Origin of the sequence: Flavobacterium undicola (assembly GCF_009909155.2) — a bacterium.
In the GTDB taxonomy this organism is placed as follows: domain Bacteria; phylum Bacteroidota; class Bacteroidia; order Flavobacteriales; family Flavobacteriaceae; genus Flavobacterium; species Flavobacterium undicola.
Genome location: NZ_JAAAPM020000004.1, coordinates 44379 through 69146, shown reverse-complemented (window position 1 = coordinate 69146; position 24768 = coordinate 44379). Strand labels below are relative to the sequence as shown.

General features: G+C 34.4%; 21 protein-coding genes. 8 read left to right on the top strand and 13 right to left on the bottom strand.

The window, feature by feature from the left end; translation table 11 throughout:
* Positions 1-21 precede the first annotated feature (21 nt).
* A complete protein-coding gene (locus tag GTZ96_RS03605; protein WP_161641367.1) occupies positions 22-3075 on the bottom strand; it encodes a TAT-variant-translocated molybdopterin oxidoreductase in 3054 nt (1017 codons plus the stop codon).
* A 34-nt stretch (positions 3076-3109) separates the two neighbouring features.
* The gene (locus tag GTZ96_RS03600) at positions 3110-4438 is read right to left on the bottom strand and encodes a c-type cytochrome (protein ID WP_161641228.1); all 1329 of its coding nucleotides are present in this window, start codon (positions 4436-4438) and stop codon (positions 3110-3112) included.
* A 218-nt stretch (positions 4439-4656) separates the two neighbouring features.
* On the opposite strand from GTZ96_RS03600, the gene GTZ96_RS03595 reads away from it, so the two are divergent.
* Entirely contained in the window at positions 4657-5046 is a 390-nt protein-coding gene (locus GTZ96_RS03595; protein WP_161641227.1) for an SPOR domain-containing protein, read from the top strand.
* A 249-nt stretch (positions 5047-5295) separates the two neighbouring features.
* Here the strand turns inward: GTZ96_RS03595 and GTZ96_RS03590 are convergent, their stop codons facing one another.
* From GTZ96_RS03590 to rimP, 4 genes are all read right to left on the bottom strand, one after another.
* Complete coding sequence (locus GTZ96_RS03590) at positions 5296-6381, bottom strand: hypothetical protein (protein ID WP_161641226.1); 1086 nt, start codon at positions 6379-6381, stop codon at positions 5296-5298.
* Between the two features lie 75 nt (positions 6382-6456).
* The gene (infB, locus tag GTZ96_RS03585) at positions 6457-9387 is read right to left on the bottom strand and encodes a translation initiation factor IF-2 (RefSeq protein WP_161641225.1); all 2931 of its coding nucleotides are present in this window, start codon (positions 9385-9387) and stop codon (positions 6457-6459) included.
* Positions 9388-9436: 49 nt separating this feature from the next.
* Entirely contained in the window at positions 9437-10690 is a 1254-nt protein-coding gene (nusA, locus tag GTZ96_RS03580; RefSeq protein WP_161641224.1) for a transcription termination factor NusA, read from the bottom strand.
* A gap of 14 nt (positions 10691-10704) precedes the next feature.
* Positions 10705-11169: a ribosome assembly cofactor RimP gene (gene rimP, locus GTZ96_RS03575; protein ID WP_161641223.1), complete on the bottom strand. Its 465-nt coding sequence runs from the start codon at positions 11167-11169 to the stop codon at positions 10705-10707.
* Positions 11170-11345: 176 nt separating this feature from the next.
* On the opposite strand from rimP, the gene GTZ96_RS03570 reads away from it, so the two are divergent.
* The 5 genes from GTZ96_RS03570 to GTZ96_RS03550 all read left to right on the top strand — a co-directional run bounded on the left by GTZ96_RS03570 (position 11346) and on the right by GTZ96_RS03550 (position 15950).
* Positions 11346-12170, top strand: a complete 825-nt coding sequence (locus GTZ96_RS03570) for a universal stress protein (protein ID WP_161641222.1) — start codon at positions 11346-11348, stop codon at positions 12168-12170.
* A 113-nt stretch (positions 12171-12283) separates the two neighbouring features.
* Positions 12284-12859, top strand: a complete 576-nt coding sequence (locus tag GTZ96_RS03565) for a hypothetical protein (protein WP_161641221.1) — start codon at positions 12284-12286, stop codon at positions 12857-12859.
* Positions 12860-13002: 143 nt separating this feature from the next.
* Positions 13003-14181, top strand: a complete 1179-nt coding sequence (locus GTZ96_RS03560) for an acyl-CoA dehydrogenase family protein (RefSeq protein WP_161641220.1) — start codon at positions 13003-13005, stop codon at positions 14179-14181.
* A gap of 168 nt (positions 14182-14349) precedes the next feature.
* A complete protein-coding gene (locus tag GTZ96_RS03555) occupies positions 14350-15132 on the top strand; it encodes a DUF3050 domain-containing protein (protein ID WP_161641219.1) in 783 nt (260 codons plus the stop codon).
* Between the two features lie 68 nt (positions 15133-15200).
* Positions 15201-15950 carry an SGNH/GDSL hydrolase family protein gene (locus GTZ96_RS03550; RefSeq protein ID WP_161641218.1) on the top strand — a complete coding sequence of 250 codons (750 nt, stop codon included), beginning with the start codon at positions 15201-15203 and terminating at the stop codon, positions 15948-15950.
* Positions 15951-16010: 60 nt separating this feature from the next.
* Here GTZ96_RS03550 and GTZ96_RS03545 read toward each other — a convergent pair whose 3' ends face one another.
* The 3 genes from GTZ96_RS03545 to GTZ96_RS03535 form a co-directional block, all read right to left on the bottom strand.
* Positions 16011-16328 (bottom strand): 2Fe-2S iron-sulfur cluster-binding family protein, encoded by a 318-nt coding sequence (locus GTZ96_RS03545; RefSeq protein WP_128192920.1) that lies wholly within the window; start codon positions 16326-16328, stop codon positions 16011-16013.
* Positions 16329-16407: 79 nt separating this feature from the next.
* A complete protein-coding gene (locus GTZ96_RS03540) occupies positions 16408-16647 on the bottom strand; it encodes a NifU family protein (protein WP_161641217.1) in 240 nt (79 codons plus the stop codon).
* Between the two features lie 14 nt (positions 16648-16661).
* The gene (locus tag GTZ96_RS03535) at positions 16662-17789 is read right to left on the bottom strand and encodes an Mrp/NBP35 family ATP-binding protein (RefSeq protein WP_161641216.1); all 1128 of its coding nucleotides are present in this window, start codon (positions 17787-17789) and stop codon (positions 16662-16664) included.
* A 208-nt stretch (positions 17790-17997) separates the two neighbouring features.
* Between GTZ96_RS03535 and GTZ96_RS03530 the strand changes: the two genes are divergently transcribed.
* Positions 17998-19395: a hypothetical protein gene (locus GTZ96_RS03530; protein WP_161641215.1), complete on the top strand. Its 1398-nt coding sequence runs from the start codon at positions 17998-18000 to the stop codon at positions 19393-19395.
* Between the two features lie 51 nt (positions 19396-19446).
* Here the strand turns inward: GTZ96_RS03530 and GTZ96_RS03525 are convergent, their stop codons facing one another.
* The 4 genes from GTZ96_RS03525 to GTZ96_RS03510 form a co-directional block, all read right to left on the bottom strand.
* Complete coding sequence (locus tag GTZ96_RS03525) at positions 19447-19779, bottom strand: MGMT family protein (protein ID WP_161641214.1); 333 nt, start codon at positions 19777-19779, stop codon at positions 19447-19449.
* 227 nt (positions 19780-20006) lie between these two features.
* Positions 20007-20642 (bottom strand): LysE family transporter, encoded by a 636-nt coding sequence (locus GTZ96_RS03520; RefSeq protein ID WP_161641213.1) that lies wholly within the window; start codon positions 20640-20642, stop codon positions 20007-20009.
* A gap of 51 nt (positions 20643-20693) precedes the next feature.
* A complete protein-coding gene (trmB, locus tag GTZ96_RS03515) occupies positions 20694-21371 on the bottom strand; it encodes a tRNA (guanosine(46)-N7)-methyltransferase TrmB (protein WP_161641212.1) in 678 nt (225 codons plus the stop codon).
* A 92-nt stretch (positions 21372-21463) separates the two neighbouring features.
* Positions 21464-22837 carry an ammonium transporter gene (locus GTZ96_RS03510; RefSeq protein ID WP_161641211.1) on the bottom strand — a complete coding sequence of 458 codons (1374 nt, stop codon included), beginning with the start codon at positions 22835-22837 and terminating at the stop codon, positions 21464-21466.
* Between the two features lie 352 nt (positions 22838-23189).
* On the opposite strand from GTZ96_RS03510, the gene GTZ96_RS03505 reads away from it, so the two are divergent.
* A complete protein-coding gene (locus GTZ96_RS03505; RefSeq protein WP_161641210.1) occupies positions 23190-24764 on the top strand; it encodes a L,D-transpeptidase family protein in 1575 nt (524 codons plus the stop codon).
* The last annotated feature ends 4 nt before the right edge of the window (positions 24765-24768 follow it).

The following is a 24768-nucleotide window of genomic DNA, read 5'->3' as shown; positions in this document are numbered from 1 at the left end:
ATATTGATTTTAAATTTATTTCTAAGTATTTCTAACTTTTACGTGATAAACCACATTTGGTTTTGTTCCCACATGCTCTAATAAGTGATAAGATCTTTCGTCTGAAGCTAATTTTGCTACTTTACTAGCTTTATCATTAACATCACCAAAAATCATTGCTCCACTAGAACAAGCTGCAGAACAAGCTGTTTGGAACTCACCGTCAACCACTTCTCTTCCTTCTCTCTTAGCATTTAAAATTGTTGCTTGTGTCATTTGGATACACATAGAACATTTTTCCATTACCCCACGAGAACGAACGTTAACATCTGGATTCAATACCATACGTCCTAAATCATCATTCATATGATAATCAAATTCACTGTTCTTATTGTATAAGAACCAGTTGAAACGACGTACTTTATAAGGACAGTTATTAGCACAGTAACGAGTACCAACACATCTGTTATAAGCCATATGATTTTGACCTTGACGACCGTGAGAAGTTGCAGCAACTGGACAAACTGTTTCACAAGGTGCGTGATTACAGTGTTGACACATTACTGGTTGGAAAGAAACTTGTGGGTTATCTGATGCTTTCTCCATTTCATTGAATGTAGAAAGTGAGCTAGATAAACCTGCAATATTTTCTTTTCTTTCATTATCTCCTGCAAAAGTTTCTTCAGAAGAATAATATCTATCAATACGCAACCAGTGCATATCACGACTTCTTCTAACTTCAGTCTTACCAACAACCGGTACATTGTTTTCTGCATGACAAGCAATCACACAAGCTCCACAACCTGTACAAGCATTTAAATCGATAGAAAGGTTAAAGTGGTGCCCTACAGAACGATCAAAAGATTCCCATAAATCAACAGTAGTTGCTTCAACTTCTTTATGATTCAAAGATACTTTTGGAGTTTCGTTCCAAATTGCAGAATCCTTAGTATTAAAGATTTCTAAAGAAGTTTCTTTAATGATATCTCCTCTACCCATTAAGGTTTTCTGACCTTGAACACAAGCAAACTCATGTTCTCCACCAGCATTAACTAATGTTACTGATTGAACATCGTTAAAACCTTTATATAATGTGTAAGCGTTTAAACCTACTTGCATTTCTTCTTTTAAAGCCGCTTTACGACCATAACCTAAAGCTAAACCAACAGTACCAACTGCCTGACCTGGCTGAACAATTACCGGAACGTTTTCTAATTTAGCTCCATCAGCAGTTGTAATAGTAACATAGCTACCATTTAAACCACCATTAGCAACAATTTCATTTGACAGTTCCAATTTCTTGGCATCAGCTCCCGAAACAGTAACATAGTTATCCCAAGATACTCTTGTAATTGGATCTGGAAACTCTTGCAACCATGGGTTGTTTGCTTGTTGCCCGTCTCCCATACCTGTTTTAGTATACAAAACTAACTCTAATCCACTAGCTGATTTTGACTTAGCCAATGCAGAAGCAGCAGCAGTATAATCAGCAGCACCACCAGATAAAGCAGCAGGAGCTCCAACAAATACTCCATCATGTAAAACTTTATTCCAAGTAGAACCTGCAATAAATGATGAAGAATATGCTTTTAAATAATCATAGTAAGTTCCAGTAAGACCATTGATAGACATCAAAACATCTTGAAATTGTTTTGTATCAAATAATGGACGAATCGTTGGTTGTGTTAAACTATAAGTTCCTTTAGTTAAAACTAAATCTCCCCAAGCCTCTAAGTAATGAGGTACTGGAGCAGCAATAGTTGAGATAGCTGCAGTTTCATCTTCTTTCAAAGATAAAGCAACAGAAGTTTTTACTTTTTTAAGACCTTCAACAAAAGAAGCTGAATCGGCCAAAGTATAAACTGGATTCACTCCACTCATAATTAAAGTATGAACGCTACCTGCTTTCATGTCATTAATTAACTGAGCTACTTTTGCATCAGAACCTTTTCTTATTTCTCTAACACCTACAGTAGTAAAAGCTTCACTAGCCAAAACTTGGTTAATTGCTAATACTAATAATTGTGCGTTTTTATCTTGGATACCTGAAACCAAAAGTCCTTTAGAACCAGCAGCTTTTAATTGCTGAGCCGCTTTAGTAACTTCTGCTTTAAATTCAGGTGCCAGATTTACAGCAACTGCTGAACCTGTAATTACATTATATATATGTACTAATGCTTGTTTTTGATTAGCAACCGACATCGGCAAACGCTTATCAGCAGCAGCACCAGACAAAGTCATGTTAGCTTCTAATTGGAAATGACGAGACATTTTTCCGTTTTTCGGAATTCTTCCTTGTGCATATCCAGCATCATATCCTCCACCTTGCCAGTCTCCTAAGAAGTCAGCTCCTACAGAAACAATAAGTGAAGCTTTTGCAAAATCATAATCCACTAAAGCTCTTTCGCCATAAACAGCTTCAAAAGCATCTAAAGCTTCAGATGAAGAAACAGCATCATAAATTACATGTTTTGCATTTGGATTTACACCAATAAAATCAGCAATTAATTTTTCTGTTGAAGGACTTGCTAATGTATTCGTTAAGAAAACCACTTGACCACCTTTAGCTTTCGCTTCAGCAATACTTGATTTAATTTTCGAATTTACAGCTGACCAGTTAGAATCTTTTCCACCATCTTTAGGCGCTTTTAAACGCATATTATCATACAATGACAATATAGAGGCATGAATTCTAGCATTTGCAGCAAATTTAGCTCCCGAAATAGTATTATTATCTATTTTAATAGGACGCCCTTCACGTGTTTTAACAAGTAGATTTGCAAAATCAAAACCATCAAAAACAGAAGTTGCATAATAATCTGCTACTCCAGGAATGATTTGCTCTGGTTGTAATACATAAGGAATCGACTTGTTCACAGGTCCTTCGCATGCTGCAAGTGTAGCTGCTGCAGTACTAAACCCAACGTACTTTAGAAAATCACGTCTTGAAGTTGAAGAAGATGACATCGCATCAGCATTCCCTAAAAATTCATCCGTAGGAATCTCTTCAACAAACTCGTTATTTCTAAGCGCCTCAACAATAGAACCATTTTCTAGTTCCTCAACACTTTTCCAGTATTTTTTGTTTGATGACATTGTATATATATATATTAAAATCTTAATAATTTGATTAATAGTGGCATTTTCCACATTCTAAACCTCCCATTTGTGCTTCAGTCAATTTCTCCACACCGTATTTCTTAGAAAGTTCTTCGTGTATTTTAGTGTAATACCCATTTCCTTCCATTTTAACTTCAGTTTTTCTGTGGCAGTTAATACACCAACCCATAGTTAATGGAGCAAATTGTTTTTGAATTTCATAAGTTTCAACAGGACCGTGACATGTTTGACATTCAATACCTGCAACAGTTACGTGTTGAGAGTGATTGAAATAAACAAAATCAGGCAGATTGTGGATGCGAACCCATTTAACAGGTTGTTGTTTTCCTGTATAAGATTGAGTTGCTTTATCCCAACCAACGGCATCGTATAATTTTTGGATTTGCGCATCATAAAATGCTTTGCTGTACTCAGGAGTAGCTGTAGTCTCAGCAACTTCAGAAATGTTTTTATGACAGTTCATACAAACATTCAAAGAAGGAATACCTGCATTTTTACTTACTCTGGCTGCAGAGTGACAGTATTTACAGTTAATCTCATTATCACCAGCGTGAATTTTATGAGAATAGTGAATAGGCTGTATAGGTTGGTAATTTTGATCAACACCTACTTGCATTAAAAAGCCGTAAACAAAATACCCACTAGCTAATAATAAGAAGATAGAAGAAACCAATACTAAAAATTGATTTTTAACAAAAGCTTTCCAGATTGGAGTACGAGCAGCTTTAGGAGCAACTTCAATACCATTTGCTTTAGCAACTTTCGTCAAGACATTGTTTACCATAAACAACATCACTACTAAAACCACTAAAACTAAAGCAAGAACTCCTAAAATTACATTATTAGAACTTCCACCTTCAACATTAGTTCCAGGAGGAGTAGCAGCACCACCAGCCGCAGCTGCTGGTTCAGCTTTTACTTCAGAAGTATAAGCTATAATATTATCAATATCAGCCTCAGCTAACTGAGGAAAAGCAGTCATTACTGATTTATTATTTTCTTCAAATAATTTAACAGCAGCAGCATCTCCTGATTTAATCACTTCAGAGCTATTATGAACCCATTTATAGATCCAAGCCATGTCATGCTTCTCAGCAACTCCTCTAAGTGCAGGACCTGTTGACTTAGCATCAAGCTTATGACACGCAGCACAATTAGAATTAAAAAGCGCCTTACCTTTTACTGGATCACCACCAGCTGTAGCAGCTGCCGGAGCAGCCTCGGTTGCAGCTGCAGGAGCAGCATCTTGCGCAAATGAAGAGAAGGAAAAACTTAGCATCATTGCTAAACATAAAAACACTTTCCTTGAGTTCGAATTATGGTTACCCACCTTTTTCATAAAGTATAATGATTATCTACTAAAAATTGGCACAGTTTTTTATACAACAATTTCATATAAAAAATGTCCCTTTATTTTAAACAGCCACAAAAATACGACTTAAGAACTATTCTCAAAACCTTAAAACAACCCAATCAACAATTTATATCTATTCTAAATAAGTTTTTTATTTCACATTAAGTATATAATTAGTAATTTTACTTAAAAATCTTCACGTTATGAGAATTTTAACTATTCAAAACCGCATTTTTTACATTGCCTATCTAAGTATTTTAAGCCTAAAATTATCAGCTCAGGAAGCAAAAATTAACATTCAGCAAAATCCTAAATTCGAACAACTACTAAACGAAAAAAGAAAGATTAACAGCTCAATAGCTGTAAATGAGCGATATAAAATCCAAGTCTTCAGCGGTGTCAGCGAAAAAGCGAAAAAGACCTTAAGCGACTGCAAACAAAATTTTGCCGATTTAGACGAAACCATCGTATTCAATACACCGAATTACAAAGTTTGGATAGGAAATTTTAAAAGCCGAATTGAAGCCGAAAGAAATTTGGTCGAAATTAAAAAAGTCTATGAAAATGCTTTTTTAATAAAACCTAAAAAATAAAATTTTAACACTATTTGTTATAAAAAAAAGAGCCTAATAAAGTGATTTTATCCTTTATTAGGCTCTTTTTTTATTGGCTAAATCGCCTAAAAAGTCGCAAATTAAACTTGTTTTGACTCATCGGTTTTTCTCCATTTTAAAAACTTACAAAACCACATTAAAAAACATTCTGAAAAATATTCCTTTTAACAAACACTCAATTAATTCTAAATACCAGCATCAATAAACATAGAATACACATAAAAGCTTTTAATCATATTTATAATATTGCTTATAAAACTTCTTTTTATCTAAAACTCCTCTAGAGGTCTTTTTATACTCTTTCAACAACTCTTTATCCGAAGTCAATAAATCAACCATATATTTATTAGTCAAAAGAACAGGAGCTCCATTAAACCTATTTATCACTAAAGGAACAGTATTAGCATTCAAATCAGGAAACAACACCAAAGCAGAAATACCTTGTGATTTCAGAAAAGAAAAATCAGTTGAATGATAATTCACTTCATCTATATAATAATTATCTCCTAAAATTTCTGTTCTCAAATAGTATTTCACCGTAGAGTACCTAGAAGCATTCAAATAAAAAGACTTACCATCACTAAAGCCATAATAACAATTTTCCACCCTTCCTGTATGATTATTCAACAAGCAATTACCCTCCTGATATTTAGTAATTGTATAATTATCAACATTTAGCGAATTCCCATTAAGAACATCTGTATAACTTAAATAAATACCTTTCTTAATAGGCCCCTGAACATTCTTAGTCCCAATTACAACTAGAGGATTAAATTCAATAGGGCTACTAAATTTACTATTTGCCAAACTGTAATCATCAAAACATTTTTTTATAGCCGAAATCAATCTTTCAGCATGTTTAGAAGTCACATCATAACCAGAACTTTCAATAGTTGAAGAATAGGAGCCAACTATAAAATCTTTATTTTCAATTTTTTCAATTACATCGAAAACAACTGTTGCATAGCCCGTTTCTTTATTTGATGAAGTTGACTCAATCAAATAAACATCATTAATTCTAATTGAAATGGATCTCTTATTATCTTTCTTTGGATAAACCTTTGACAAAAACGAACCAAATTCATCTACTAATGAATTTTCGAAATTTATTTGCACGTTTAAATTAGCAATAGATTTTTGTGCAGAACCGATATTTTGGTTAAACTGTCTCGCATCATAAATTTTATCAACATAGAAATCAGTTTCAATTTCCTTATTATTTTCATTATTAAGGGTTATAAAATGAAACTTTTTATTTTGAGCATTTAACATCAAAACCAAAAAGAGGCTCAAATAAACAAAAATTCTTTCCATAAATTATTTATATATAACTAAAATACAAAAAATCCCGATTGCTCGGGATTTTCTTATAAAAATATAGTTGAAATACTATTTCAATTTTTTCTTGATTGCTACTTCATGGTAAGCTTCAATAACATCTCTTTCTTCAATGTCATTAAATCCTTTTACTTGGATACCACAATCGTAACCTTTAGCAACTTCTCTTACATCGTCTTTGAAACGTTTCAATGCAATTAACTCACCTTCATGAATTACTACACCATCTCTAATGATTCTGATTTTACCATTTCTGGTAATTTTACCATCCATAACCATACATCCGGCAATAGTACCCACTTTAGAAATTTTGAATAACTCTCTAATTTCAGCAGTTCCTAATACTTCCTCTTTCATTTCTGGAGCAAGCATTCCTTCCATTGCATCTTTCAAGTCGTCAATTGCCGCATAGATAATTGAGTAGTAACGGATATCGATTTCTTCTTTATCAGCAAGTTGTCTTGCATTTCCAGCAGGACGAACGTTAAATCCGATAATAATCGCATCAGAAGCAGAAGCCAACATAACATCAGTTTCAGTAATCGCTCCAACGCCTTTATGGATAATATTAATTTGAATTTCTTCAGTAGACAATTTAGAAAACGAATCAGATAATGCTTCCACAGAACCATCCACATCTCCTTTAAGGATTACGTTCAATTCTTTAAACTGACCTAATGCAATACGACGACCAATTTCATCTAATGTAATATGACGTTGTGTACGTACAGATTGTTCACGCATTAATTGAGAACGTTTAGCAGCAATTTGTTTTGCTTCTTTTTCGTCTTCAAACACATTGAATTTATCCCCTGCAGTAGCTGCACCGTCCAGACCTAAAATAGATACTGGCGTTGAAGGACCTGCAACAGTAACAACATTACCACGTTCATCATGCATGGCTTTAATTTTACCATGATGCTTACCTGCTAATAAGTAATCTCCAATTTTTAATGTTCCGTGTTGTACTAAGATAGTCGAAACATATCCTTTTCCTTTATCTAAGAATGCTTCTACAACAGTACCTTGAGCTGCTTTATTTGGATTTGATTTCAAATCTAAAATTTCTGCTTCTAATAAAACTTTTTCCAAAAGCTCTTTAACACCTGTTCCTTTTTTAGCAGAGATATCATGAGATTGGATTTTTCCACCCCAGTCTTCTACTAATAAATTCATACCTGCTAAACGCTCCTTAATTTTTTCAGGATTAGCATTTGGCTTATCTACTTTATTGATGGCAAATATAATTGGCACACCAGCTGCTTGCGCATGAGAAATAGCCTCTTTAGTTTGTGGCATGATATCATCATCGGCAGCAATTACAATAATTGCAATATCGGTAACTTGAGCTCCACGTGCACGCATCGCGGTAAACGCCTCGTGACCTGGTGTATCTAAGAAAGCAATTTTTTGACCATTGTCCAGAGTTACTCCATAAGCACCAATGTGCTGTGTAATTCCTCCTGACTCACCAGCGATAACATTTTCTTTACGGATATAATCCAGTAAAGAGGTCTTACCGTGATCGACGTGACCCATTACTGTAACAATAGGTGCTCTGTTTACTAAGTCTTCTTCTTTGTCTTCTACTATCTCGATAGCTTCTTCGATATCTACTGTAATAAACTCAACATCAAAACCAAATTCATCTGCAACAATAGTTAATGTTTCCGCATCCAAACGTTGGTTTTGAGTAACCATGATACCAAGTGACATACAAGTTCCAATCACCTTGTTAATTTGCACATCCATCATGATTGCAATTTCACCTACAGTAACAAACTCAGTAACTTTAATAGTTTTACTTCCTTCGTCTAAAGCTCTTTGCTCATCGTCAGATTTTTGACGGTGGGTATCTCTTTTATCTCTTCTATATTTAGCAGCCTTAGATTTTCCTCCTTTTTTACCTTGAAGTTTTTCTAAAGTCTCTCTAATTTGATTTTTTACTTCCTCTTCTGTTGGCTCAACTTTAGCAACAATAGCAGGACGATTTCCTTTTACAAATCCAGGTCTGGCACCTCTATTGGCATTAAATCCACCACCACCTGCATTAGGTGTTATCTTATTAGGATTTGGAGTTCCCGGAGGTCTAGGTGTAGTTGGCGTATTAGGTGTTCCTGGTTTAGGAGCAATTCTCTTACGCTTATTTTTATTTGCATTAGCTCCTGCAGCTCCAGGTGCACCTGGCTTATTAGGAGTAATTTTAGGATCTTCTTTTTTCTTTTTAGGCTTATTGAATTGTGATAAATCAATAGTCTGTCCAGTTAATTTAGCTCCAGAAAGTTTTTGATACTGCGTTGCAATAGCCTCTTCAGCTGGCGCTTCTTCAGTTTTCGCAACCTCTTTATCAGCCTTAGCTACTTCTTTTACTTCTTCTTTTTTAACTGGAGAAGGAGCAGCAGCAACTGGCTCTTGTTCTTTTTTAACTTCTTTTTTAGGCGCTATATTCTCAACAACAGGCTTGCTAACTTCGGCAACAATAGGTTTGTCTTCTTTTTTATCTGATTCGATTTTCTCTGGAGTACTAATTTTAGCAGCCGGTTTCTCTTCAACAACTTCAGGTTTAGGAGCAACTACTTTCACTTCAACTACAGGAGGAGCAGCAGGTTTTGCAGGATTTAAATCGATTTTACCAACTTGAACAGGTCCTGAAATTACGGCTCTTGCCTTAATTACTTCCTGTTGTTGTCTTTGTAATTCTTCGTCTTGCTTACGCTTATCTTCCGCCTCTCTATCACGCTCTATACGTAAAGCTTCTTTCTCTTTTCTTTTCTCTTCGCCAACTTCTTTTGAAGCCTCTTTTTTCCCTTTGTCACCCGCAAATTGACCGCACAAGACATTGTATACATCATCAGAAATTTTTGTGTTTGGATTTGACTCTATCGCAATCCCCTTATCTTTAAGATAATCCACAGCTCTTTCCAAAGAAATATTCAATTCCCTTAAAACTTTGTTTATTCTTATTACTCTCTCTTCAGACATATAACCTTTTTATTATTACCTATTTCGTTGTGTTATTAGAAGTATAGAACTAACTATCGAACTCTTCTTTCAATATTTTCATTACATCCAGAATTGTTTCCTCTTCTAAATCTGTTCTTCTTACTAAATCTTCTACATCATGTTTCAAAATACTTTTTGCAGTATCCAATCCAATTTTTGCAAATTCTTCTATGATCCACTCTTCAATTTCATCTGAAAACTCTGTTAATTCAACATCATCCTCATCTGCAGTAGCTCCGGCAACATCGCCTTCTCTAATAACATCTAATTCATAACCAGTTAACAAACCAGCTAATTTAATGTTGTGTCCTCCTCTACCAATAGCTTTTGAAACCTCTTCTAATTTCAAAAACACTTCAGCTCTTTTAGTCTCTTCATTGATTTTAATCGAAGATACCTTTGCCGGACTCAATGCTCTTGTAATAAACAATTGAATATTATTAGTATAATTAATAACATCAATATTTTCATTACCTAACTCACGTACAATTCCGTGAATACGAGAACCTTTCATCCCCACACAAGCTCCTACCGGATCAATTCTGTCATCATAAGAATCCACAGCTACTTTTGCTTTTTCACCCGGAATTCTCACTACTTTTTTAATCATTATCAAACCGTCAAAAACCTCTGGAATTTCTTGTTCAAATAATTTCTCTAAAAACTTCTCAGAAGTTCTAGACATAATAATTTGAGGTTTATTTCCTTTTAATTCAACGCTTTCTATAATTCCACGAACATTATCCCCTTTACGGAAGAAATCAGATGGGATTTGTTTTTCTTTTGGCAAAACAATTTCATTCCCTTCATCATCCACTAAAATAACAACTCTTGGTCTTACGTGGTGTACTTCGGCGGTGTAAATGTCGCCTATTAAATCTTTAAATTGCTTATAAAGATTTGTATTATCGTGTTCATGTATTTTAGAAATCAAATTTTGACGCAATGCCAAAATAGCTCTTCTTCCTAAATCAATCAATTTTACTTCTTCAGAAACTTCTTCTCCAATTTCAAAATCTGCTTCGATTTTTCTAGCCTCGGTCAAAGTAATCTCTTCATTTTCGAAATCTAAATCTTCGTCAGCAACAATTACTCTCCTTCTCCAAATTTCCATATCTCCCTTATCAGGATTGATAATGATATCGAAATTATCATCTGAACCGTATTTTTTCTTCAATGCATTTCTAAATACATCTTCTAAAATTGCCATAAGCGTTACACGATCAATAAGTTTATCATCCTTAAACTCTGAAAATGAATCGATTAATGCTAAATTTTCCATGCGAATTCTTTAAATTAAAATGTTACTGTAACAACCGCCTCTTTGATTTCTGTATAAGGTATTTGTTGTTCTTTCTGTACTGTTTCTTTTCCTTTTCCTACTTTTTTAGGCTCTCTTGCTTCCCAAGACAAAATTATAAAATCTTCATTAGCATCAACTAATTCAGCTTCAATTTTTTCAGCATTTGTAGTCACAATCAAGGTTCTACCAATATTTTTCTTATACTGACGAACCATTTTTAACGGCGACCCTACGCCTACTGAAGCTACTTCTAAAGAATAATCTTGCTCTTCTCTATCCAGATTATTCTCAATTGCCCGACTAATATCAATACAGTCCTGCAAAATTACACCATTATCATCATCTAAAGTTACCATAACTTTAAATGCATCATTAATAGTCAAATCAATCAAAAAAAGCGTAGGCTTTTCTTCAAGAGCCTCCACCAATAACGTATTTACTTTCTCTTTAAATGTCATATTTTTTATAAAAAGAGGGGACATTTAGTCCCCTCATTATCTAGATTTTAATAAATAACGGCACAAATATAGTGTTTATTTTTATAAACTAAAAATAATTGATTGCTGTAAAATTATTCCTTACCTTTATTTGAATAATAAAAACATCCCAACCTTACCCAAAAAAACCAAAACCTATGAAACGTATTTTAGTCCCTACCGATTTCTCCAGACAAGCTGAAAATGCCCTGAAAGCCGCAGCACAAATAGCGCGGAAAAACGATTTCGAGATACACCTCTTACACATGCTGGAAATTCCCAGCCAGATGAATGATGCCATCACAGGCGGAGCTGCAATACCTGAAATCATGCTATTTATACAAAAAGCAAAAGAGACAATGCAGTATATAAAAGAGCAACACTACCTAAAAGACATCCCTATTGTCGAATCTATTAAACTGGAAAAAGCTTCACACGGCATCCTTTCTTATAGCAAAGAAAACAACATCGATCTAGTAGTAATGGGCTCCAATGGTGTTTCAGGAATCGAAGAAATAATTATCGGCTCCAATACCGAAAAAGTAGTTCGTCTATCCACTGTTCCTGTTATAGTTATCAAAGAAGAAACCACCGATTTCAACCCTAAAAACATCGTTTTTGCCTCTGACTTTTCAGAAGAAATAAAAAAACCGTTCCAAAAAATACTTGATTTTGCAAATTTATTCGACGCCAAACTCAACTTAGTAACCATCTGCACACCAAACAGTTTTAAAACCACAGCCATCACAAAAAAAATATTTCAGCAATTTATTAGTGGATTTGAAATAAAAAATTTCTCCAGCCACATTTACAATGATTTAAACATAGAAAAAGGCATTATTCATTTCTCTAAAGATATAAACGCCGACCTGATAAGTCTTTGCACTCATGGTCGAACCGGTCTTTCCCATTTTTTCACAGGAAGCATTAGCGAAGACCTCGCTAATCACGCAACCAAACCATTACTTGTTTTTAAAATATAAATCCAAAATATTTCAAACCAAAATTCTCAAATACTAGAGATATTCAAAATACAACCTTTGAACAAAGTGTCATAGGTTGTATTTTTTTTGTAAATAAATCCAAATGTCATTATTTGCTTAGTTATAAAACTGTTTTTGGACATTATAGAAACTGGCGCAGGCAAGGTAGCTGGAAAGATTGTTGGATAAAATTGCTGAAAAAATATAAATCTTTAATAGACCTGTCAAGTGCTGATTTGGATGGTAGCCATACTACAGTTTTACGAGGTGACGAAGAGGTCGGTTATCAGGGAAGAAAAAAAACAACTAATACTCTTTATATCACTGACAGTCAGGTCATTACTTTAGCAATACCCACACCTATATCTGGCAATCATAATGACCTGTATAATATTGAGGTTCAGTTTGAAGACATAACCGCAACACTTGAATCAGCAGATATTTCAGTAAAAGGACTCTTTATTAATGCAGATGCTGGATTTGATTCGGATAATTTGCTTTTGGCCTGCCAACAGAAAGAAATAATTGCTAATATGGCCTACAATAAAAGAAATAGCAGTCAGAATTCGGATCGCTTGTTAGATGAAGAACTTTACAAAGAACATATTCTATCGAAAGAACTAATGCATGGATGGACAGCTATCGCTAAATCCTTAATCGGTTCGACACTACCCTTACAAGTTGGATAGGATTTAATTTCCTTGCTTTTATAATTATTGCGCTTAAAAAATTAAAAACTAAAAAGTCAAGATGACTTCATTACAAAACTCCATCAACTTTCCTTTTTGTTCTATTTCTTTAGTAGCTTTGTTAGACACTCAATTCCCAAATCATGAAACCAGACTTATTTCAAGCTCCAGATTATTACAACCTTGACGAACTATTGACGGACGAACATAAATTGGTTCGTGATGCCGCACGCGAATGGGTCAAACGTGAAGTTTCCCCCATCATTGAAGACTATGCTCAAAAAGCAGAATTTCCAACGCAAATCATTAAAGGTTTAGCTGAAATTGGCGCTTTCGGCCCATACATTCCCACCGAATATGGAGGAGCTGGATTAGACCAAATTTCATACGGTTTGATTATGCAGGAAATCGAAAGAGGCGACTCTGGTGTTCGATCTACAGCTTCGGTTCAGTCTTCGTTGGTGATGTATCCCATTTGGAAATACGGCAGCGAAGAACAAAAATTAAAATTTCTACCAAAATTAGCTACTGGTGAATTAATGGGATGCTTTGGATTGACCGAACCTAATCATGGCTCGGATCCCGGAAGTATGACCACCAATTTCAAAGACAGTGGAGACTACTATTTACTAAACGGAGCCAAGATGTGGATTTCTAACGCTCCATTTGCTGATATTGCGGTAGTGTGGGCAAAAAACGAAGAAGGAAGAATCCATGGATTGATTGTAGAACGTGGCATGGAAGGCTTTTCAACACCTGAAACCCACAATAAATGGTCATTACGCGCATCAGCAACAGGAGAGTTAATTTTTGATAATGTCAAAGTGCCAAAAGAAAACATATTACCCAATAAATCGGGATTGAGCGCACCGTTGGGTTGTTTAGATTCTGCGCGTTATGGAATTGCCTGGGGTGCTATTGGCGCAGCCATGGATTGCTACGATACTGCCTTGCGTTATGCCAAGGAGAGAATCCAATTTGACAAACCTATTGCCGGAACGCAATTACAACAGAAAAAATTAGCCGAAATGATAACCGAAATCACTAAGGCACAATTATTAACCTGGAGATTAGGAGTTTTAAAAACCAAAAATAAAGCGACCACTGCCCAAATTTCGATGGCAAAAAGAAACAATGTAAACATGGCCATTACCATCGCTCGCGAAGCACGTCAAATTTTAGGAGCTATGGGAATTACAGGAGACTATTCGATTATGCGTCACATGATGAATCTCGAATCGGTGATTACTTACGAAGGCACACATGATATTCATTTATTGATTACCGGAATGGACATCACCGGACTTTCTGCTTTTAAATAATCTCTTTTTCGTAAATAATTAAAACCACATACAGTGTAAATTCGTAAATATAAATACAAGAGTTTTAGAGTTTAGAAAAAGAAATACTTATTAAAGTATTGATAAAATTGATATCAAATTCTCTTGAAAAATGCTAGCTTTTTTATCTTTACGTCAAATTATTTTACAATGAACATTCAACATATTAACAACAGCATTAAAGCTCAAAAAAGCACGCTGTTACAGCACCCTCTTTACAGCAAAGTAAAAACTATAGAAGACTTACATATCTTCTTAGAAAATCACGTGTATGCCGTTTGGGACTTTATGTCTTTATTAAAAGCCCTACAATCAAGATTAACTTGTACTACTACACCTTGGTTTGCCACTACAAACCCAGAGACAAGATATTTGATAAACGAAATTGTTCTTGCTGAAGAAACCGATTTAACACTTGACGGCAGACATCAAAGTCATTACGAAATGTACATTGAAGCGATGGAAGCCTGTGGAGCTGACACTACCAAGATCAACATTTTCTTATCTGAAATTCAATCTTTACAAAACATATTTGTCGCTATAAGAAAGAGCGACTTACACCCCAATATTAAAGCATTTCTGGATTTCACTTTCCGGGTAATCGAAGAAGGGAAACCGCATGAAATTGCCGCGGCATTTACTTTTGGTAGAGAAGATTTAATTCCGAGTATGTTTTATGCTATTCTAAAAAATTTCCAAGAGCAATTCCCGGAAACGGATTTAAGCAAATTGATTTATTATTTCGAAAGACATATCGAATTAGATGCCGACGAACACGGCCCTATGGCAATGCAAATGATTAACGAACTTTGCGAAGACGACGCTCAAAAATGGACAGAAGTAAAAGAAATATCTATTTTAGCACTCGAAAAAAGAATTGAACTTTGGGATGCCATCGAAGAAATTATCACAATGAAGGTTGAAATGGCTTAAATTTCAATCCAAGATTAGATAAAAAACGTAACTATTATTAGAGAAAGGAAAACCTTAATTTCATAATAATGAGAACAACAATAAAAATACTAGTTACGTTTTTTACCTTTGTTATAACCACAAGCTGTAGCAGCGAAGATCCAATTATGCAATCTGAAACAAAGCCACCATCAACAGATTCTTCACTACAACTTCCTACCAAATCAGGAACCATTAACTATTTGGCTCTTGGCGATAGCTACACCATTGGCGAAAGTGTATGCGAAACCTGCCGATTTCCTGAACAACTTAAGAAAGCTTTAAAAAATTTAAATGAGCAGAATAATTTCTCTCTCGAAATAATTGCTCAAACAGGCTGGACAACGTCTAATTTGATTTCGGCAATTGAAACCAAAAATACAAACACCAAATACGATTTAGTAACACTTTTAATAGGCGTTAACAATCAATATCAAAACAAAGCCTTTTCGTTATACGAAAAAGAATTTCCTGAATTAGTTGTCAAAGCCATTAATCTTGCCAAAGGCGATAAAAATAAATTGATTGTAATTTCGATTCCTGATTATGCTTTTACTCCTTTTGGACAAAGTTATGGCAATCCCTCTTTTATTTCAGCCGAAATTGACCGCTATAATGCCTTTGCAAAATCCTATTGCGAAGCAAATGCAATTAGCTACATCAACATTACCGATATAACACGCCAAGGACTAAGCAACAGCAATTTAGTTGCCAGTGACGGATTACATCCGTCAACAGATGCTTACGCCTTATTTGTACAACGCCTGCTTCCTAAAGCAGTTGCTATATTACAAAACTAAAAGCGGCTGTTTTTCGATTTGAAAAACAGCCGCTTTTAATATTTATTTAGATGAGAGATATTAACTCTCAGGAGCTAATTCTAATTCAAGACCTTCTAAGTCAACGGTGATTGGAATTTGGCAACCCAAACGACTATTCGACTTCACATAGAAAGCTTCAGAAAGCATTGCTTCTTCATCTTCTCCCATTTCTGGCAAGCCTACATCATTTAAAACATAACATTGACAAGAAGCACACATAGCCATTCCTCCGCATGTACCTTCAACAGGTAATTCATATGCTTTACAAAGTTCCATGATATTCATAGCCATATCTGTAGGGGCTTGCAATTCATGAATAACACCTTCTCTATCTTTAATTTTTATTAATACATCCATTTTTTACTATTTGGAATTGATTGATTTAAGAATATAACAGTTTTAGTAAATAATAATATCAGACAAACGAATAGATTGTCTATAGAATATTCACAACAGTTTCTATTTGCGGAGCAAACTTTTTAATAGTTGTCTCAACACCAGCTTTAAGTGTCATTTGGTTCACACTACAATTAGTACAAGCCCCTTCAAGACGCACTTTTACATGCTTATCATCTTCAATAGAAACAAGACTAATGTTACCGCCATCAGACTCTAAAAAAGGTCTGATTTCAGAAAGTGCTTTTTGAACTTCAATTGTTAATTCTTCTGTTGTCATTTTCTTTTATTAAATTATTTTTTTACTGCTGAACAACCAGCCATAGTAGTAATTTTTATTGCTTCGGTAGCAGGTAAACTTTCATTTCTGTTTACCGTTTCTTCAACCACTTTACGTGTAATATTTTCAAAAACAGTTTCAATTACTGATCCTGTTTGCATAGCCGCAGGACGACCATAATCACCCGCTTCACGAATAGATTGAACAATTGGAACTTCACCTAAAAATGGCACTCCTAAATCTTCTGCAAGATTTTTTGCTCCTTCCTGACCAAAGATATAATACTTATTGTTAGGCAATTCTTCAGGTGTGAAGTAAGCCATATTTTCGATAATTCCAAGTACCGGTACGTTAATCGCTTCTGACATGAACATAGAAACTCCTTTTTTGGCATCAGCCAAAGCCACAGCCTGAGGTGTACTTACCACTACTGCTCCGGTAACCGGAAGTGATTGCATGATTGACAAATGAATATCACCTGTTCCCGGAGGTAAATCGATTAACATAAAATCTAATTCTCCCCAATCAGCATCAAAAATCATTTGGTTTAATGCCTTAGAAGCCATCGGTCCTCTCCAGATTACCGCTTGACTTGGCGAAGTAAAAAATCCAATTGAAAGTAATTTTATCTCATAACTCTCAATAGGTTTCATTTTTGATTTTCCATCAACAAGAATCGAAACTGGTTTCTCATTTTCTACATCAAACATAATTGGCATAGATGGACCGTAAATGTCAGCATCAAGAATACCAACGCTGAATCCCATTTTAGCCAATGTTACTGCTAAATTAGCCGTAACAGTAGACTTTCCTACTCCTCCTTTTCCAGAAGCAACAGCAATAATATTTTTAATTCCCGGAATTGACTTTCCTTTAATTTCAGGTTTTTCCGGAACTTCTACTTTTATATTAACTTTAATCTTGGCTTCGGCAGAAACTAAGTCGTGGATTGTTTTTTTAATATCGTCTTCGGCACGTTTTTTAATGTGCATTGCTGGCGTATGCAAAACCAAATCAACCACTACCTCATCTCCAAAAGTGATTACATTGGTAACAGCTCCACTTTCTACCATATTTTTTCCTTCTCCTGCAATAGTAATTGTCTCTAAGGCTTTCAGAATTTCTTTTCTATCTAATTTCATTACTAAGTTTACTGTTTTTCAATTGCTAATCTCAGTCAAAACAATATTTTTATTTAAACTGATTTGAGATTGCAAAGATAACGGATTAAGTTCTTATTATAAAGTTTTTAGATCGGATTTATTGATAGTGAAATAGAGTACTTATATTTAGTTGAAATATGTTTTTTTTTCGAGAAAATAGTATTTTTATAATCTAAAGTCAAAAAATATGGGATTAAGTATTCATTACCGAGGCAATTTTAAAAACCCAGCCGATTTAGCTTTGATGATTGAAGAAGTCGTTGCTATTGCAAAAACAAACCATTGGGAGTATTTTATCTTTGAAAACGAATTCCCAAATCTCACCTTTACACAAAACCCAGATAAAGAGAATTTATATGGCATTTGTATTTCGCCTCCAGAATGCGAAATGGTCAGTTTTAGCTTTCTTTCTAATGGAAAAATGTGTGGCGTCGAAAAACTTCAAATCAACAAGCATTTAAAAAACCTAGAAGAAGAAGAAGAAGAAGATAAAAATTTATATTATTTGCATACCAAAACGCAATATGCAGGAATTGAAATTCATAAAAAGATAATTTTCCTTTTCGATTACTTGAACACCACTTATTTTGAAAAATTCGAACTTCATGACGAAGGACGCTTTTGGGAAACTAGAAATGAAAAAGTATTGAAAACTATTTTCGATCGCTACACCAATTTGATAGATAGTTTTCAAAGTACATTAGAAAACATTCCAATGAACGACGGAGAATCCGCCGAAGATTATGTACTGCGAATGGCAGAATTTGTCCAAAAAAACAATTCTATTAAAGATAATAATAGCGAGGAAGAAGAACTTCCTAAATTAGACATTCATGATGAAAATGAATTCAAAAAATTAAAACTTTCTATTGAACATGGAGCGAGTTATTTCAGCGAAGGCAATACAAATGTACCTCCCGAAATTGAGGGGCAGTTTTTGGATAATATTACAAATTTCGAAAATGCTGCTAAAAATGCAAATCAAATTACTATTTTCGAAAAATTAGGCAAGCCAGAATACAAACCCGAATCAACATTAACCAATGATGAAATAATAATTGAACTGGGAAAAACCCAACTTTTAATGCAAAATCACCATATAAACTTGGATGTTTTAGCTGATTATATTAACGAAGAACGTCTGATTTACAAATTCATAACCGAAGAATTATTCGAACACGAAATAACGGATATGCATATACCAGGATTACAAACTTGCTTTATTTATGAGGAATTCTATCCCAATCACGAATACGATTTAAAACGTGATACCGAAGATTTTCTGAGAATGTTCTTCAATACAAAAGATGATTATTACCATAGAAGTCACAGCGAGGAAGCTACAAATCATATTACATTAAACAACTTCCGTTCTTTGTTTAAAGAATTTGAAATGACATTTTTTGAATTTCAAGAAATTACTTTTGACGAGCAAGATGCTATCGTAAGATTCAACATTGATTTCTGGGCAAAAATAAAAGGAACAGATACTAAAATCAACTATTCAGGAGACGGAAGCCTTAGCTTTAAATCAGAATATGGATATTGGTATTTAAGAGATGTTACTTTGCCTATTATAGATTAATGAGGTTTGTTTTTGTAATTATTTGTAAATTTTTCAAAAATTAGGAAATAATTACAAATCCATTTCAGGTTTCCAAAAATATTTTTCGAAATCAACAATTTGATTATCGACTACTCTTATGCCTTCGTTTTCTAACAATTGCTGCATCAAATTGGTTCCGTCAAAATGAAATTTACCCGTAAGTAAGCCTTTTCTATTCACCACCCGATGCGCAGGAACATCCTCCATTGTATGCGATGCATTCATAGCCCAACCCACCATTCGCGCAGAACGGGCAGCGCCAAGAAATTTAGCTATAGCACCATAAGAAGTCACTCTACCATAAGGAATTTGTCTTGCAACCTCATAAACTCTCTCAAAAAAATTAGCATTATTTGAATCCATTATAATCATTTCATCATTTTTTCATATTCCTGCGGAACTACTCCTGTAACCTCCTTAAAACTAATCAAAAAAGGATCCTAAGAAGAAAAAAACACAACCCAAATACCCAGAAAAAGAGTGAACAACAATCGCAACCCAACCAGAAAAAAACATTCGACACATAGCTCCAAAAACCGACAATAGGATAATTATTTATGTCATTTTAAATACATAAATCCCTAAAACAATTATTTTAAATAATGCTCTAAAATATTGACTAAAGTTATTACTGCAACCAATCCTGTAATACCACCAATTATCTTATTCATATTTCTAAGAAGATAGTCGGCCTTTTTTTCTATTTTCTGAAAAAAGGCAATATAAAAATAAAAAACAAGAACAGAACCTAAAACCGCTCCACTAACAAAGGTAAAAACCGAAGTAACATCAAAAGAAAAAACAGTATAGGAATACAACGAAATACTCACAAAAACATAGTACGGAATAGGAAAAAAATTCAGTGCAGACAGCAACATTCCAAGAAAAAAACGCTTCTTTTTACTCTGCTTTTTAATCTTTGGCTGCTTGATTTTAGGCTGTTTGGCAATCCATAAAAAATACACAGTCAAACTACCAAAGATGCCAAATCCCACTTCGCGTAATAATAAAATAATATCCGGACGGGCATTTATAATTCGGGCAAACAAAACAGCCAGATACACCTGAATAAAAATAACCACTACCGCACCTGAAACAAACCAAAAAGCATTACGCCTTCCTTCTTTCAAACTTACCTTAGCAGCGGTCATGTTTAACAAACCTGGAGGAGTGATTCCTATAAAAGCCGAAATAAAACCAGAAAACAAGGATATAATTAAATTCATAGGCCTATTATCTTATAGAAATACCCGAAAAAAGTTCTAAAATCAGCGCAATTAATCTTTAATTTTAAAACGAATATAGGTGATTGCTTTGTTAATTTCTAAATATTGTTTTTCGTAAAAAGTTTGAAAAGCAGTCACTTCTTCAGGACTTCCTTCATTTACATAAACATTATGATTGGCGTATAAAACCTCATGCCCTTCACCATGAAGCAATCCTAATGTATAACCGTGCATAAACTCACTATCGGTTTTAAGATTAACAACACCGTCTTTTTTAAGGATTTTTTTATACAATTGTAAAAACTCTGAATTGGTCATTCGGTGTTTAGTACGCTTGTATTTTATTTGAGGATCTGGAAAAGTAATCCAAATTTCATCCACTTCGTTTTCAGCAAAAATATGATTAATCAATTCGATTTGAGTACGAATAAAGGCTACATTATGCAAACCCGTTTCTACAGCCGTTTTAGCACCTCGCCAAAAACGAGCTCCTTTGATATCAATTCCAACAAAGTTTTTATCAGGATATCTTTCGGCTAATCCTACTGAATATTCTCCTTTTCCACAACCTAATTCCAATACTAAAGGATTGTCATTTTTGAAAAAATCAGTATTCCATTTTCCTCTCAAAGGAAACAAATTACCTACTACTTCTTCTCTTGTTGGTTGAAAAACGTTATTGAATGTTTCGTTCTCCTTGAATCTTTTTAATTTATTTTTACTTCCCACTGTTTTTTAAATATTTGCGCAAAATTAAGCAAATATATTAAGACCAAGGGCACCCTTTTGGAAAATAAAAACAGCTATTTAGATTACAAATTTTAATATACCTCCTCTGCACACTCAATAGGAAACAACGTTTCATCATGTTGTGACAAATCCAATCCCATAATTTCTGATTCTTCCGAAACACGCATTGGAATGATTCTATTGGTAATTTTAAACAACAAATAAGCACCAAAAAAAGTATAGATAGAAACTAATAGCAATGCCGTCATGTGATGTCCAAAAACACTCCAACCACCGTGTAACAAACTGGCGTCTTCTCCATGAGCAAAAATAGCCGTCAAAATCATTCCCATAATTCCGCCTACACCATGACAGGCAAAAACGTCTAAAGTATCATCAATTCCTTTTAAATATTTAGAATACACTACATTATTAGACACTAAAGCCGCAATGAAACCAAAAAACATACTTTCCGGAACCGTTACATAACCAGCCGCAGGTGTAATAGCTACCAATCCTACCACAGCACCAATACAAGCTCCAAGAGCAGAAACTTTTCGGCCATTAATTCTGTCAAAAAAGATCCAAGTCAACATTGCAGCTGCCGAAGATGTAGTAGTTGTTCCAAAAGCCATTGCAGCAACACCATTAGCTTCCATAGAAGAACCGGCGTTAAAACCAATCCATCCAAACCAAAGCATCCCTGTTCCTAATAAAACAAACGGAATATTCGTTGGTACATGATTGCTGTTTTTTCTCTTTCCTAAAACAATAACACCTGCTAATGCCGCAAATCCGGCACTCATGTGTACTACCGTTCCTCCGGCAAAATCCTTAACACCAAAGAAAGAACCTAAAATTCCTGTTGGGTACCAAACCGCATGACACAAAGGAGAATAAATAAATATGCTGAACAAACAGATAAAAAGTAAATACGAAATAAAACGAACACGCTCCGCAAATGAACCTGTAATTATAGCCGGAGCAATAACAGCAAACTTCATTTGAAACAAAGCAAAAAGCATAAACGGAACTGTTTTTGCAATTTCTTTATGAGGCAGAACACCCACAAAATCCATAAAAGTAAAGGTAGTAGGATCACCCACAAAACTATAAAAGCCATCTCCAATATGAATTCCCATAGGTTCTCCAAAAGCCAGACTAAACCCAACTACAACCCATATTAAAGTAACCACACCCATACAGATAAAACTTTGCAACATCGTAGAAATTACGTTTTTCTTTCCTACCATTCCTCCATAAAAAAAGGCCAATCCTGGTGTCATAATTAGCACCAAACAACAAGAAGTAAGCATCCAGGCAACATCAGCAGCTACAATTTGATCTGCAGTTCCAAATTGAGAATGAACAGCTTTAGATTCTAAAGGTGCCTCCCAAAAAAGTCCGGAAATACAAACAATACTAATAATAACAAAAGAAATGATCCAACGTTTCTCGATTTTCATACTTTCTTACTTTAACCCATTAATTTTGGGGGCAAATTTAAAAATAATTTACATTTCTAACATCTACACCCCTAAAATAAACAAGTTCATAACAAATAACCTTATTTTAACACACCAAAGACAATTTCGTTTAAAAAAATTATCAATTTTAAAGATTTTCAATCCTTTCAATGAGAAAAATATTTTCCGCAATCCAAAAAAATCAAACAAAAAATAGCCTAAACGCCAAAAATCGAAAAAAAAGTTGTAATTTTTCATAAATCAAAGATTGTCATTTTGCTTTATTTCACCCCATTAGATTCAAATTTCAGAAATAAACGTAGCACAATCTGTAAACCCAAAAAACTACTGTATGAAGAAAATATTTTTCATTTTTTCTATTATTAGCCTACTCACTTTAAGCTCCCTTTTCTCTTGTAAAAAAAATGATGTAAATGCTCTTGCTTCTGATACAATTGAAAAAGACACAACCATTTTTGACAGCACTGCCGTCGATTCATTTTTCGAAACCTATCCTCTGTTAAAAAAATATCAGGCAGATGTAAAGAAACTGTACCAAAAACACCAATACCATTATGTTTGGTTTGACAAAAACGGCATGAATGAATTTGCAAGTTTATTATATGACAAAATCAATAATCTGGACGAAGAAGGAATCCAAATCAAAGTTCCTTACAAAGACAAATTAGTAGAACTTTACAGCAGTTCCGAAAACAATCTAAAACCAAATATTGAAACCGAACTCTTAAATTCATCCTTGTACTTTTTTTATGCCATGAATGTGTACCACGGCTTAGATGCTAAAAAATCGACAGAGATAGAATGGTATATTCCCCGAAAAAAACAATCTTACATTAGTTATTTAGATTCTCTTTTAAGCAATCCTTCTTTAATTAACAAAGACGAGAAAAACTTAATTGGTCAATATTCTCTACTCAAAAAAGCACTTCAACATTACCGTGAAATGGAGAAAAAAGGGGGATGGAATACCATTACTATTGACACCGCCGTTACTTCTTATAAAATAGGCGACAGTGCTAAAGCCATTGCCGAAATCAGAAAGCGATTATTTCTCTCTGAAGATCTCAAAACAAATTCGGGAAGTCCCATCTATGACAAGAAATTGTCAAAGGCAGTTTTAAATTACAAACTCCGAAGAGGCTTTCTTCCTAGTAGTATTATTTCAAAAGAATTGATCCAGGATTTAAACGTTCCTATTAGCCAACGCATCAAAACCATCATAATCAACATGGAACGCTGCCGATGGGTTTCCAGTGATATTCCAAAGGCAAAAGAATTAATTGCCATCAACATTCCTTCTTTCCAATTATCGTATTTCAAAAACCAGGAAGTAGTGTTGCGCTCTAAAGTCGTAGTGGGTAAAACCATGAACAAAACCGTTATTTTTAGCGCTCCTATGAAATACATTGTTTTTAGTCCGTACTGGAATGTGCCTACGAGTATTCTAAAAAAAGAAATTCTTCCAGACATTGCTAAAAATCCGAATTATTTAGCCGAACACGACATGGAATGGTTTGAAAATACAGTCAGACAAAAACCGGGACCTAAAAACTCACTTGGATTAATCAAGTTTTTATTCCCAAATTCGAATGACATTTACCTGCACGACACGCCTTCTAAAAGTCTGTTTGAAAGAGAAGCCAGAGCATTTAGCCACGGTTGTATTCGTGTGGCCAAACCCAAAGAACTGGCCATTGAAATCCTAAAAAACGACCCAAAATGGAATTCCGAAAAAATTGATTCGGCCATGAACAGTGGCAAAGAAAACTGGTACACGCTGAAAAACCGGATTCCAGTTTACATAGGTTATTTCACTGCCTGGGTAGACAACGATGGAACGATTCATTTTTATAATGACATTTACAAAAGAGACGAAATACTTGCTGCTTTATTATTTGAGCAATAAACTT